At 72.3% G+C, this 12,991-nt stretch carries 11 protein-coding genes; 1 reads left to right on the forward strand and 10 read right to left on the reverse strand.

The window, feature by feature from the left end; translation table 11 throughout:
• Window positions 1-47 precede the first annotated feature (47 nt).
• Window positions 48-797, reverse strand: coding sequence for a precorrin-4 C(11)-methyltransferase (gene cobM / locus ACZ6WH_RS20260; RefSeq protein ID WP_469729771.1), 750 nt, complete (start codon window positions 795-797; stop codon window positions 48-50).
• Entirely contained in the window at window positions 794-2,209 is a 1,416-nt protein-coding gene (gene cbiE, locus ACZ6WH_RS20265) for a precorrin-6y C5,15-methyltransferase (decarboxylating) subunit CbiE (protein ID WP_469729772.1), read from the reverse strand. The genes cobM and cbiE overlap by 4 nt, the downstream gene beginning before the upstream one ends.
• A 192-nt stretch (window positions 2,210-2,401) precedes the next feature.
• Here cbiE and ACZ6WH_RS20270 point away from each other — a divergent pair, with 192 nt between their 5' ends.
• Window positions 2,402-4,204, forward strand: coding sequence for a S9 family peptidase (locus ACZ6WH_RS20270; protein ID WP_469729773.1), 1,803 nt, complete (start codon window positions 2,402-2,404; stop codon window positions 4,202-4,204).
• Between the two features lie 350 nt (window positions 4,205-4,554).
• On the opposite strand, the gene ACZ6WH_RS20275 is transcribed toward ACZ6WH_RS20270, so the two are convergent.
• The 8 genes from ACZ6WH_RS20275 to ACZ6WH_RS20310 all read right to left on the reverse strand — a co-directional run bounded on the left by ACZ6WH_RS20275 (window position 4,555) and on the right by ACZ6WH_RS20310 (window position 12,758).
• Window positions 4,555-5,589: an SURF1 family protein gene (locus tag ACZ6WH_RS20275; RefSeq protein ID WP_469729774.1), complete on the reverse strand. Its 1,035-nt coding sequence runs from the start codon at window positions 5,587-5,589 to the stop codon at window positions 4,555-4,557.
• Between the two features lie 104 nt (window positions 5,590-5,693).
• Complete coding sequence (locus ACZ6WH_RS20280) at window positions 5,694-6,968, reverse strand: hypothetical protein (protein WP_469729775.1); 1,275 nt, start codon at window positions 6,966-6,968, stop codon at window positions 5,694-5,696.
• Window positions 6,965-7,630, reverse strand: a complete 666-nt coding sequence (locus ACZ6WH_RS20285) for a SigE family RNA polymerase sigma factor (protein WP_399714711.1) — start codon at window positions 7,628-7,630, stop codon at window positions 6,965-6,967. Before ACZ6WH_RS20285 ends, ACZ6WH_RS20280 begins: the two co-directional genes overlap by 4 nt.
• Window positions 7,631-8,105: 475 nt before the next feature.
• Window positions 8,106-9,197, reverse strand: coding sequence for an aspartate-semialdehyde dehydrogenase (locus tag ACZ6WH_RS20290; protein ID WP_469730009.1), 1,092 nt, complete (start codon window positions 9,195-9,197; stop codon window positions 8,106-8,108).
• A 17-nt stretch (window positions 9,198-9,214) separates the two neighbouring features.
• The gene (locus ACZ6WH_RS20295) at window positions 9,215-10,486 is read right to left on the reverse strand and encodes an aspartate kinase (RefSeq protein ID WP_469729776.1); all 1,272 of its coding nucleotides are present in this window, start codon (window positions 10,484-10,486) and stop codon (window positions 9,215-9,217) included.
• A 433-nt stretch (window positions 10,487-10,919) separates the two neighbouring features.
• On the reverse strand, window positions 10,920-11,579 hold the full coding sequence (locus ACZ6WH_RS20300) for a DUF5063 domain-containing protein (RefSeq protein ID WP_432857254.1): 660 nt from the start codon (window positions 11,577-11,579) through the stop codon (window positions 10,920-10,922).
• Entirely contained in the window at window positions 11,572-12,171 is a 600-nt protein-coding gene (gene recR / locus ACZ6WH_RS20305) for a recombination mediator RecR (protein WP_469729777.1), read from the reverse strand. The genes ACZ6WH_RS20300 and recR overlap by 8 nt, the downstream gene beginning before the upstream one ends.
• A gap of 227 nt (window positions 12,172-12,398) precedes the next feature.
• The gene (locus tag ACZ6WH_RS20310; protein ID WP_362212222.1) at window positions 12,399-12,758 is read right to left on the reverse strand and encodes a YbaB/EbfC family nucleoid-associated protein; all 360 of its coding nucleotides are present in this window, start codon (window positions 12,756-12,758) and stop codon (window positions 12,399-12,401) included.
• Between the last annotated feature and the right edge of the window lie 233 nt (window positions 12,759-12,991).

Genomic DNA, 12,991 nt, shown 5'->3' on the forward strand with positions numbered 1-12,991 from the left:
CGTCTCCCGGCTCCCGGCCTCAGCACATGTGGCGGTCGCGCACCGTCTCAGCACACGTGGCGGTCGCGCTCCGCCGAGTACAGGTGGCTGTCGCGGAAGTGCTCGGCGGCCAGCGTGCGGCCCACGATGATGACCGCCGTGCGGACGATCCCGGCCGCCTTCACCTGGTCCGCGATGTCCTCCAGCGTGCCGCGCAGCACGACCTCGTCGGGCCGGCTGGCCATCGCGACGACCGCGGCCGGGCAGTCGGCCCCGTAGTGCGGCAGCAGTTCCGCCACGACGCGGTCCGCGTACCGGGCGGCCAGATGCAGCACCAGAAGGGCGCCGCTGCGCCCGAGGGTGGCCAGGTCCTCGCCCTCGGGCATCGCGGTCGCCTGCTGCGCGATACGGGTGAGGATCACCGTCTGGCCGACCGTCGGCACGGTCAGCTCCCGCTTGAGCGCCGCGGCGGCCGCCGCGAACGCCGGGACGCCGGGCACCACCTCGTACGGCACGCCCGCCGCGTCCAGCCGCCGCATCTGCTCGGCGACCGCGGAGAACACCGACGGGTCGCCGGAGTGCAGCCGGGCCACGTCGTGCCCGGCCTCGTGCGCCCGCAGCACCTCGGCGGTGATCTCGTCGAGGTTCAGCTGCGCCGTGTCCACCAGACGCGCGTCCGGCGGGCACTCGGCGAGCAGTTCACGCGGCACGAGGCTGCCCGCGTACAGGCAGACCCGGCAGCCGGCGAGCGTACGGGCACCGCGCACCGTGATCAGGTCGGCCGCGCCGGGGCCCGCGCCGATGAAGTACACGGTCATCTGTCGTCTCCTGGAAGTGCGTCGTAGTCGTCGTCCTCGGGCCCGTGGCCGGGCCCGGCCGCCGTCCGGGGCACGCCGCCGGTGCCCGCAGGGGCATCGAACGTCCCTCCCCGCAGACCGTCGAAGGCCCCTGGGCCGGCCCCGTCCCCCGGCCGACCGGGGTCCTTGCGTACCGCCCACTGCGTGACCGGCATCGCCTGCCGCCAGCCGGTGAACCCGCCCACCGGTACGGCGTGCGAGACGGCCAGCCGCACCAGCTCGCCGCCGTGCCTCCGGTACCAGTCCGCGAGCAGCGCCTCGGACTCCAGCGTCACGGTGTTGGCGACCAGCCGGCCGCCCGGCGGCAGCGCGGCCCAGCAGGCCGCGAGCAGGCCCGGGGTGGTCAGCCCGCCACCGATGAAGACCGCGTCCGGGGAGCGCAGTTCGGCCAGCGCCTCGGGGGCCGGGCCGGTGACGACCCGAAGGGCCGGTACGCCGAGCCGGTCGGCGTTGCGCCCGATGCGCTCGGCCCGTACGGGGTCACGCTCGACGCAGACGGCGCGGCACGAACGGTGGGCCCGCATCCACTCGATGGCGATGGAGCCAGAGCCGCCGCCGATGTCCCACAGCAGCTCGCCCGGCTCCGGGGCGAGCGCGCCCAGCGTGGCCGCCCGCACATGACGCTTCGTCAGCTGACCGTCGTGCTCGTACGCGGCGTCGGGCAGTCCGGGCACGGCACCCAGCGGCAGCGCGTCCGGGGACCGGCGGCACTCCAGGGCGATGACGTTCAGCGCGTCCCCGGGCGGGTGCGGCCAGTCCCCGGCGGTACCGGTCAGGACGCGCTCCCGCTCGCCTCCGAGCTGTTCGAGCACCCGCATCCGCGTCGGCCCGAAGCCCTGTTCACCCAGCAGCCGGGCGACCTCGGCCGGCGTGCCGGGGCCCGCGCTGAGGACCAGCAGCCGACGCCCCTCGTGCAGGGCGGCGGACAGCTGCGCGGGCGGCCGGCCGACGAGCGTGACGACCTCGGTCTCCTCCACCGGCCAGCCCAGCCGGGCGCAGGCGTAGGAGACGGAGGAGGGGTGCGGCAGGATGCGCAGCGCGTCGGTTCCGACCGCCCCGTCGCCGAGCACCTCGGTGAGCGTCCGTCCGATGCCGTAGAACATCGGGTCGCCGCTGGCCAGTACGGCGACCTTGCGGCCGGCGTGCGCCGCCAGCAGTGCGGGCACCGCGGGCCGCAGCGGGGACGGCCAGGACACCCGGCGCCCCGTGCACTCCGCCGGCAGCAGGTCCAGCTGGCGCGGCCCGCCGATGAGGACGTCCGCGTCCCGCAGCACGTACTGCGACGTGGCCGGGATGCCCGCCCACCCGTCGGCTCCGATCCCGACGACGGTCACGGCCGGTGGCGTGGGGGGTGGGGACGTGGCGGGGGTCACAGCCGGCTACCTCGGAGTTCGAGCGGATTCGGAGCCGCACTCTACTGGCCGCGCACCGCTGACCGCTGGCCGCCTCCCGGCCCCCTGCCCCGGCCCGGCTCGACCAATCCCTGACATGCCCGCGCTGAGAGTTTTCCACAGGCGAACGGACGGCCCGACAAGATCTCCCACGCCGGGCGCAGAATGGGTCCCATGACTGACGAGACCACTGCCACCACCGAGTCCATCCCGGACTGGGAGAAGCGCTTCCGGGCCCCCCGCGTCGGGCTGCCCGAGTGGGCGGAGGACGCCCCCGAGCGCTCCCTGTTCGTGTCGAACGCCACCGGCACCTTCGAGCTGTACGCGTGGGACCGGGCCGGCGGTGCGCAGCGCCAGGTCACGGACCGGCCGAACGGCACGACGGACGGGACGCTCACCCCCGACGGCGAGTGGATCTGGTGGTTCTCCGACACCGACGGCGACGAGTTCGGCGTCTGGATGCGCCAGCCGTTCGGCGGCGGCGAGGACGAGCCGGCCGCGCCCGGCCTCGCCCCCTCCTACCCCGGCGGACTCGCCCTCGGCCGCGACGGCTCGGCCGTCATCGGCCGCTCCACCGACGAGGAGGGCTCGACCGTCCACGTCGTCCGGCCCGGCCAGGACCCGGTGGAGATCTACCGCCACCGCGAGTCGGCCGGCGTCGGCGCCCTCTCCCACGACGGCTCCCTGATCGCCATCGAGCACACCGAGCACGGTGACGCGATGCACTCCGCGATCCGCGTCGTGCGCGCCGACGGCTCCACCGTCGCCGAGCTGGACGACACCAAGGGCGGCACCGAGGAGCTGGGCCTGTCCGTGATGGGCTTCGCGCCGGTCGACGGTGACACCCGGCTGCTGGTGGGCCACCAGCGCCGCGGCCGCTGGGAGCCGATGATCTGGGATCCGCTGACCGGCGAGGAGACCGCCCTCGCCATCGACCTGCCCGGCGACGTCGGCGCCGACTGGTACCCCGACGGTTCGGCGCTGCTGGTGGAGCACGAGTTCCAGGCCCGCGGCGAGCTGTGGCGGTACGCACCCGCCGACGGCGAGCTGACCCGCGTCGAGACCCCGACGGGCACGGTCTCGGGCGCCACCGCCCGGCCCGACGGCACCGTGGAGTTCCTCTGGTCCTCCGCCGCCCAGCCCCCGGAGGTCCGCTCCACGAGCGGCGCGGTCGTTCTCGACCCGCCCGGCATGAAGGCCCCGGGCTCCGTCCCGGTGACGGACACCTGGGTCGAGGGCCCCGGCGGCCGCATCCACGCCCTGGTCCAGACGCCCGCCGGCGACGGCCCCTTCCCGACCGTCTTCGACATCCACGGCGGCCCGACCTGGCACGACAGCGACGCCTTCGCCTCGGCACCGGCCGCCTGGGTGGACCACGGCTTCGCCGTCGTACGGGTCAACTACCGCGGCTCGACGGGATACGGCCGCGAGTGGACGGACGCGCTCAAGCACCGCGTCGGCCTGATCGAGCTGGAGGACATCGCCGCCGTCCGCGACTGGGCGGTGGAATCCGGCCTCGCCGACCCGGACAAGCTCGTCCTCTCCGGCGGCTCCTGGGGCGGCTACCTGACCCTCCTCGGCCTCGGCACCCAGCCCGAGTCCTGGGCACTCGGCCTGGCCGCCGTCCCCGTCGCGGACTACGTCACGGCGTACCACGACGAGATGGAGGCCCTGAAGGCGATGGACCGCACGCTCCTCGGCGGCACGCCGGAGGAGGTGCCGGAGCGCTTCGAGGCGTCCTCCCCGCTGACGTACGTGGACGCCGTCCGCGCCCCGGTGTACATCTCCGCCGGGGTCAACGACCCGCGCTGCCCCATCCGCCAGGTGGAGAACTACGTCGACCGCCTCAAGGCCCGCGCCCACCCGCACGAGGTCTACCGCTACGACGCGGGCCACGGCTCCCTCGTAGTGGAGGAGCGCATCAAGCAGCTCCGCCTGGAACTCGACTTCGCCCGCCGCCACCTGGAGGTCGGATGACCAAACCCTGAGAAACGAAGAGCCCGCTCCCCCTGCGGCCTGGGACGCCATGACCGCGGGGGCGAAGCGGCCGGAGCTGCGACGCGGCCGGAGCTGCGGAGCGATCGGGGCCGGGAAGCGGTCCGCGCCGGGAAGCGATCCGCGCCGGGAAGCGATCCGGGCTGGGAAGCGATTCGGCCCGGAAAGCGATCCGGGCTGGGGCACGAGGTTGCCTGCCCCAGCCACGATCCGAGCGGAGCTGAGCTGCGCTGCGCTGCGCTGCGCGGAGCTCAGCTGACCTGAGCTTCAGAGGTGGGGTGGGGTGGGCGGGGGGGGGAGGGGCGGCCCCCGGGGGGAGGGAGGCCCGCCCCTCAGGACCGTGAGGTGATTTTCGCCTCGGCCGTCCCCGCCGACTCCCCGTCCGCTGGAGTGTCCGGACCCGACGCCGCAGTATCCGGGCCCGACGCCGAAGCGCCCGGTCCGGACGTCGAAGCGCCCGTGCCCGACGCCGAAGCGCCCGGTCCGGACGTCGAAGCGCCCGTGCCCGACGACGAAGCGCTCGGACCCGACACCGCAGCGCCCGGACCCGAGGTCGACGCGCCCGGACCCGCTGCCGGCCCGCCCAGTTCGTCCGTAGGGATGCCCAAAGCCGCGTCCCTGGCGGCTTCGGATTCGCGGCGGAAGAGGCGGAACCACATGAAGATCACGAAGCCCGCGAAGACGAACCACTCGCCGGTGTAGCCGAGGTTCTGGAACGCCTTCAGGTCCAGTCCGCTGCCCTCGGCCGCGGCCGGGGGCACGGCCTTCAGGGGGGCCTGCGCGTCGGAGACGGTGATCCACGCGTCGTACACGTCGTACGGCACGATGTTGACCAGCGACGCCGCGCTGATCATGCCGAGCTGGCCCTGCGGCAGGCCGCCGCCGGTCTGGACGCCCTGCGTGCCCTGGCTCTCCGAGGCCTGGAGGGCGCCGGTGACGGTGACCTTCCCCCGCGGCGGCGCCGGCACCTTCGCCGTGGCGGCCTTGGAGTCCGCGTCGCCCGGCAGCCAGCCGCGTACGACGGGCAGCGCCCTGCCGCCGTCCGTACGCAGCATGGTCAGCACGTAGAAGCCGGTCCGCTCGCCGAGCTTCCGGCCGGGGACGAGCATCTGGTGACCGGTGTCGTACTGCCCGGTCGCGGTGGCGCTCCGGCCCGAGGTGTTCTGGTCGACGGGCAGCAACTGGGTCACCGGGCGGGCGGCCGCGGCCTTGGCGTCGGCCGCCCGGTGTTCCTGCTGCTGGTGGCTGTCGACGCGGTCCTCGAAGCGGCTCAGCTGCCAGCTGCCCATGAAGATGCACACGGGGATCGCCAGCAGGACGAAGACGTTGATTCCCCACCATCGCGGGGTGAGCAGGAACCGGTACACACCATCAAAGGTACGGGCACGTGCCTCGTACCCGGACGGCGGGCCCGTATCCGCCGGCCAGCGGCGCCTCGGCGGCCCGGGTCGGCACGCACACCTCGGGGCCGCTACTGCGCGGGCAGTGCGCCGGTGCGGTAGACCGTGCCCGCGCACGCCTCGTTGAGCGTGGTGGAGGCCGCGGACGGTTCACCGGCCTCCGGGGTGTGGCTGACCGCGACGCTGGCCGCCTGCGTACCGCCGTCCCCGGGCCCCTCGCTGCCACCGCCGGCCTCGTCGCCGTTGCCCTCGGCGGAGGAGGTGTTGGCCGGCTCGCCGCCGCCCGCCCCCTCCGAAGTGCCGGGCGTCGGCGTACCGGTCGTCGCGCAGCCGGAGGGGCCGCCGCCCTGCGCCGGGATCCAGGCGAACTTCACCTCGTACGCCTCGCCGGGCTTGAGCACGAGCTGGCCGGGTGCAGCGCCGGGGTCCGGCAGGCCGGGCGCGGCGTCGCCCGCCGTGTGGTCGACGACCTGGACACGGGTCGGGTCGGCGCTGCCCTGGGCCACGGCGACGACGCTGCCGCCGCCGTCGACGGAGCAGGACGTGGTGGAGACGTTGACGACCTTGAGGGCGCCGTAGACGCGGCCTTCGGCGTCGGGGGCGGCGACGCTGGCGCTGCCGTTGCCGAGCTGTGCGCGCAGGCAGGCCGGGGAGGTGACGTCCATCGTGGCGGCCGGGTCGGCGGCGGGGTCGCCGGGCTGCTCGGTGCTGCCGCCCTCGTTCCTGCCCTTGTCCTTGTCGGTCTTCTTGTCGTCCTTGTCGCCCTTCTTGCCGTCCTTGCCGGCCGGGCGGTCGGTGTGCTGCCCGGCCGGCCCGCCGTGCGTGCCGCCGGTCGTGACGTGCGCCCGGGAGCTGCTGGCGGCGTTGGCCTGGCGGTCGGCGTCATCGCCCCCGCCGTTGGCGACGTGCAGCATGGCGGGCATGGCCGTACCGCCGAAGAGCAGTACGGCGGCGGCGCCGACCACGGCGTGCCGGCGGCGCCTGCGCCGGGCCGGTACCGCGCGGCGGAGGTGGTCGAGGGAGTCGGGTGCCGGCTCCAGGTCGCGGACGGCGGACCGGAGGAGGTTCCGCAGCTCCTCCTCACCACCACGGCCGTCGAGACCACCACGGTCGTCGAGACCGCCATGGCCACCGAGACCACCGAGACCACCGGGGCCGTCCCCCATGGCACCGTTGTCATCGTTGTCATCCGGCGTATGCGCACCCGGCCGCGTACCGCCGTCCGGCGGCCCGTCCTCCGGGCGCGTCTCGCTCTCCGGCGCCCCGTCCTCCGGGCGCGCCGTTTCGTGCCGGCCCGTCGAGCCTTCGGAGCCGGGCTCGTGCGGGCCGTACTGCTTGCTGGTCATGCCGGAGCCTCCATGGCGACGCGCAGCGCCGCGATACCCCGTGAGCCGTACGCCTTTACCGAGCCGAGCGATATGCCCAGCGTCTCGGCGACCTGTGCCTCGGTCATGTCGGCGAAGTAGCGCAGCACGAGGACTTCGCGCTGGCGCCGTTGCAGACCGCGCATCGCCTTGATCAATTGGTCCCGTTCCAGCTGTTCGTACGCGCCTTCTTCGGCGCTCGCCATGTCGGGCATCGGCTTGGACAGCAGCTTCAGTCCGAGGATGCGGCGGCGCAGCGCGGAGCGGGAGAGGTTGACGACCGTCTGCCGGAGATAGGCGAGGGTCTTCTCGGGGTCGCGCACACGGTTGCGCGCGGAGTGCACGCGGATGAACGCTTCCTGGACGACGTCCTCGCAGGACGCGGTGTCGTCCAGGAGCAGCGCGGCGAGACCGAGGAGGGAGCGGTAGTGCGCTCTGTAGGTCTCGGTGAGGTGGTCGACTGTGGTGCCCGCTGCCATCGCCTCGTCAGCGTTCCCGTGCTGGGACGGTGCCTGCGAGGGGCGCGCGGCGGGCCAGGGCGCGATCACCGGCATACCGCCGGGGATGCGAGTACGCGGCGGCCGCGCCACAGCTGTGCCGCCTGCGCCCGCCGGGCCGATCGCGATGCCGAGTACCTCTGCCACGCCTGTTGGACACGCTTCCCCCCGTCAGGGTTGTACGCGCAAGGCACCGTTTTTGGCGATGCGTTGAATGCCCTCATGCGTACCAGCTCTTCCTTGATGCCCCATGTTGCCCGTGCCCCTATGGGCGGTATTACGCACTTACCGCGGCCCTTGTGGGGCCTTCGCCGTACGCCGTGAGGGCGCGTCGCCGAACCGTGCCGTGCCGAACGCCCAGGAAGGGCGGCGACAAAGACGCTCCCCGCGCGGCTGCGGTTGCAGCTCGACGGGGAGCGAATAGTCGAACGGGCCATCGACCCAGCTCAAGCGATCGGGGTCGATCGTCCGCTCACAGGACCTTCACAAGTAGTCCTCGAATTATTACCCACCAGGGAACATCTTGGGGAGTGGGTTTCTTCGACGTTCAATCAATCGGGGCCATCGCCGCCCCGGAAGCCCCGGCCACCCACGGCCCCGCTCTCCGCCGACGCCCGGCGGATCAGTGCCCCGTCAGCTCCGCCGCGACCAGCTCGCCGATCTGCGCGGTGTTCAGGGCCGCGCCCTTGCGGAGGTTGTCGCCACAGACGAAAAGTTCCAGCGCGAGCGGGTCGTCCAGGGACCTGCGTACCCGGCCGACCCAGGTCGGGTCCGTACCGACCACATCGGCGGGCGTCGGGAACTCGCCCTCCCCGGGGTCGTCGCACAGCACCACACCGGGCGCGGCGGCCAGGATCTCGTGCGCCCCCGCCACCGTGACCTCGCGCTCGAAGCGCGCGTGCACGGTCAGGGAGTGCGTGGTGATCACCGGTACCCGGACGCAGGTGGCGGTGACCCGGAGGTCCGGCAGCCCGAGGATCTTGCGGGACTCGTTGCGGACCCTCAGCTCCTCGGAGGACCAGCCGTCCTCCTGCAGGGAACCGGCCCACGGCACGACGTTCAGCGCCATCGGCGCGGGGAACGGCCCGAGGTCGTCCCCGACGGCCCGCCGTACGTCGCCGGGCGTCGTGCCCAGCTCGGTGCCGGACACCTCGGAGAGCTGGCTGCGCAGGACGTCGACGCCGGCCCTGCCCGCGCCGGAGACCGCCTGGTACGAGGACACGATCAGCTCGCTCAGCCCGTACTCGGCATGCAGCGCGCCCATTGCGACGATCATCGAGAGCGTCGTGCAGTTCGGGTTGGCGATGATGCCGCGCGGGCGGACGCGGGCGGCTCGCGCGTTGACCTCCGGTACGACCAGCGGCACGTCCGGGTCCATCCGGAAGGCGGCGGAGTTGTCGACGACCACCGCGCCCTTGGCGGCGGCGATCGGCGCCCACTTCGCCGAGACCTCGTCCGGCACGTCGAAGAGCGCGATGTCGATGTCGTCGAAGGCCTCTTCGGCGAGCGCCAGCACCTCGGTCTCCGCGCCGCGCACGGTCAGCTTGCGCCCCGCCGAGCGGGGCGAGGCGATCAGCCGTACCTCGCCCCAGATGTCGGCACGCTCGGAGAGGATGCCGAGCAGTACGCCGCCGACGGCGCCGGTGGCGCCGACGACGGCGAGGTTCGGCCGGGGCGCGCGGTCGTCCGCGCGCCCCGCCTGGACCGACAGCATCGGCCCATCAGCCGATGTCATCGGCCGGTGCCGCCATACACCACGGCCTCGTCGGAATCGGTGTCGAGACCGAACGCGCTGTGGACGGCCTGGACGGCCTCGTTGACGTCATCGGCGCGGGTGACGACCGAGATGCGGATCTCGGAGGTCGAGATGAGCTCGATGTTCACGCCCGCGTTGGACAGCGCCTCGAAGAAGCCGGCGGTGACGCCGGGGTTGGTCTTCATGCCGGCGCCGACCAGGGAGATCTTGGCGATCTGGTCGTCGTAGCGGAGCGAGTCGAAGCCGACGGACGGCTTGGTCTTCTCCAGCGCCGCGATGGCCTTGCGGCCCTCGGTCTTCGGCAGCGTGAAGGAGATGTCGGTCAGGCCGGTGGAGGCTGCCGAGACGTTCTGCACGACCATGTCGATGTTGATCTCGGCGTCCGCGATCGCCCGGAAGATCGTCGCGGCCTCGCCCGGCTTGTCCGGTACGCCGACGACCGTGACCTTCGCCTCGGAGGTGTCGTGCGCGACACCCGAGATGATCGCCTGCTCCATCGGCTCGTCCCCTTGCGGTTCGTTGCTGACCCACGTACCCCGAAGCCCCGAGAACGAGGACCGGACGTGGATCGGGATGTTGTAACGGCGTGCGTACTCGACGCAGCGGTGCAGCAGCACCTTGGAACCGGAGCTGGCCAGCTCCAGCATGTCCTCGAAGGAGATCCAGTCGATCTTGCGGGCCTTCTTCACGACCCGCGGGTCGGCGGTGAAGACACCGTCGACGTCGGTGTAGATCTCACAGACGTCCGCGTTGAGCGCGGCGGCCAGCGCGACGGCGGTCGTGTCCGAGCCACCGCGGCCCAGGGTGGTGATGTCCTTCTTGTCCTGGGACACACCCTGGAAGCCGGCGACGATCGCGATGTTGCCCTCGTCGACGGACGTCTTGATCCGGCCCGGCGTGACATCGATGATCCGTGCCTTGTTGTGCACGGAGTCCGTTATGACACCGGCCTGGCTGCCCGTGAAGGACTGCGCCTCGTGTCCGAGGTTTTTGATCGCCATCGCCAGCAGGGCCATGGAGATCCGCTCTCCGGCGGTCAGCAGCATGTCGAACTCGCGGCCCGAAGGAATCGGGGAAACTTCCTCCGCGAGATCGATCAGCTCGTCCGTCGTGTCGCCCATCGCGGAGACCACTACGACAACTTGGTTGCCGTTCTTCTTGGCCTCGACGATTCGCTTGGCAACGCGCTTGATGCCCTCGGCATCCGCAACGGATGAGCCGCCGTACTTCTGCACGACAAGGCCCACGTGTGCTCGCTCCTCGCAACTGTCTGTCGGATCCCCGTGGCCTGCGGATTCCGCAGGTCTGCGGTTGTTTCCGGACCCCCGGGTTCAGGGGCCATGCGGTCGGCTCAGTCTATCGAGCAGGCGGAATCCGCCTCGCCAATACCACATCGTGAGACACATTGCTCGCAACCTGATCGAAACGGTCGGCATGCCGGTCGCGTCCGACCGCCGCACCCACCGCCCTGACCCGGTACGAGCCGTCCCGTGTCTTTCTTTCCGAGTATCTCCCGAAACGGCCGGCGTGGCGCTCCGTCGCGCCCGCTCGGCAGGCCACCTGCCCGCTCCGGCCAAGAGCACACGGAAACCACCCGGAAACGTAAGCCAGCTCACAAGGCGCGCGGTGTTACGCGGCGGCGCCCAAGGGCACGCCGGGCCCTGCCCGCGCGCCCGGCGCTCAGGCCTGGCGCAGGCCGAGCGGGCCGGCGATCTCCGCCGCCATCACCTTCCCGGCCTCTTCCTCCAGGTCGCCACTGCCGTCGGCGCCCGTGTCGGTGTCCAGGCCGTCCAGCTCGTCCAGCGGCTGGTCCAGGCGTACGTGCGCGACCAGCGACTGCAGGGCGCGCAGCGCGGCGCTCGCGGTGGGGCCCCAGTTCGACAGGTACGAGAACTGCCACCACCACAGGGCCTCGGTGATCCGCCCGGCCCGGTAGTGCGCGAGGCCGTGCCGCAGGTCGGTGATGATGTCGGCGAGGTCGTCGGAGATCCGGCAGGCCACCGGCGCGCTGCGCGGGACGTACGGGTCGAACAGCTCGTTGTAGACGTCCACCGGGTCCAGCAGCGTCGCGAACCGCTCCCGCAGCTCGTCCACGTCCGGCTCGGGGCCGATGTCCGGCTCGTACCGCTCGTCCGGGACGATGTCCTCGTGGGCGCCCAGCCGGCCGCCGGTGAGCAGCAGCTGGGAGATCTCCAGGAGCAGGAAGGGCACGGCGCTGTCCGGCTCGTCGCCGCGGGCCACTTCCGTGACCGCGACGATGAAGCTGTCGATGGAGTCGGCGACCTGTACCGCGAAGTCGTCCGGGTTCTGCGTCGCGTTGTGCAGCGTGGGATCAGACATCGAGAAGTCTCCGTCCTTCGAAGGCCCGCCCGAGCGTGACCTCGTCGGCATACTCCAGATCGCCCCCGACCGGCAGGCCGCTGGCCAGGCGCGTCACCTTCAGTCCCATGGGCTTGATCATGCGCGCGAGGTACGTGGCGGTGGCCTCGCCTTCCAGGTTCGGGTCGGTGGCCAGGATCAGCTCGCCGACGGTGCCGTCGGCGAGCCGGGCCAGCAGCTCCCTGATCCGCAGATCGTCCGGGCCCACGCCCTCGATGGGGCTGATCGCCCCGCCCAGTACGTGGTACCGGCCGCGGAACTCCCGCGTCCGCTCGATGGCGACGACGTCCTTGGGCTCCTCGACCACGCAGATGACCGAGGGGTCCCGGCGCGGGTCACGGCAGACCTGGCACTGCTCGTCCTGCGCGACATTGCCGCACACGGCACAGAACCGGACCTTCGCCTTGACCTCCATCAGCGCGTTCGCCAGCCGCCGGACGTCGGTCGGCTCGGCCTGGAGGACATGGAAGGCGATCCGCTGCGCGCTCTTGGGACCGACGCCGGGCAGCCGCCCCAGCTCTTCGATCAGGTCCTGGACCACGCCTTCGTACACGGAACGCTCTCTCCCTTGTCCGCCCTGCTCCGTACGCTAGTTGCCCTCCCGTCCGAAGGGGAGGTCTTGGCCCCCTGAAGAGGGAACCTGCCGGAACTCTTGGCCTGCCGGCCGTCCGGTCTTCTGCTGTTCTTCCCCGCCGTGACCCGCTCGGCCCGGCCCCTTACGGAACCGGACCGGCTCTCGTCTTACGGAACCGGACCGGCTCCCGTCGGAAAAGGGCAGCCTCAGAAGGGGAGGCCGGGGATGCCGCTGCCGCCGCCGAGGCCCTGCGCGAGCGGGCCCAGCTTGTCCTGCTGGAGCTTGGCGGCCGCGGCGTTCGCGTCCTGGACCGCGGCGATGACGAGGTCCGCGAGGGTCTCGGCCGTCTCCTCGGGCGTCGCCGCCTCCGGGTCCACCGCCTTGGGGTCGATCTCCAGGCCCTTCAGCTCGCCGGCGCCGTTCACCGTCGCCTTGACGAGGCCACCGCCTGCGGACCCCGACACGGGCGTCTGCGCCAGCTCCTGCTGGGCCGCCGCGAGGTCCTGCTGCATCTTCTGGGCCTGCTGGAGCAGCTGCTGCATATCGGGCTGACCACCGGGGATCACTGCGGACTCCTGCCGTACGACTACAAATGGGTGCGGTAGCCCGAGCCTACGTGCTCCGGGAGCGTGACGCCCTACGTCGCGAGGAGGAGCACGGATGTGCGCCCGTCATGGGCAGCGGTGCGCCTGCGGCGATGACGGAAAGCGACAAAAAGCGACACAGTTACTCGCTGCTGTCGCAGGAGGTCACTCGTTGTCGTCGTACGAGATCACTCGTGGGCGTCGCCCACGAGGAC

It is taken from the genome of Streptomyces sp. NPDC050806, assembly GCF_055586425.1.

Coding starts and splice junctions, on each gene's coding strand:
- ACZ6WH_RS20280 (WP_469729775.1), bottom strand. CDS start 6,968: ATGACCAGCAAGCAGTACGGCCCGCACGAGCCCGGCTCCGAAGGCTCG.
- ACZ6WH_RS20300 (WP_432857254.1), bottom strand. CDS start 11,579: ATGTCTGATCCCACGCTGCACAACGCGACGCAGAACCCGGACGACTTC.
- ACZ6WH_RS20290 (WP_469730009.1), bottom strand. CDS start 9,197: ATGCTGTCGGTCCAGGCGGGGCGCGCGGACGACCGCGCGCCCCGGCCG.
- cobM (WP_469729771.1), bottom strand. CDS start 797: ATGACCGTGTACTTCATCGGCGCGGGCCCCGGCGCGGCCGACCTGATC.
- ACZ6WH_RS20270 (WP_469729773.1), top strand. CDS start 2,402: ATGACTGACGAGACCACTGCCACCACCGAGTCCATCCCGGACTGGGAG.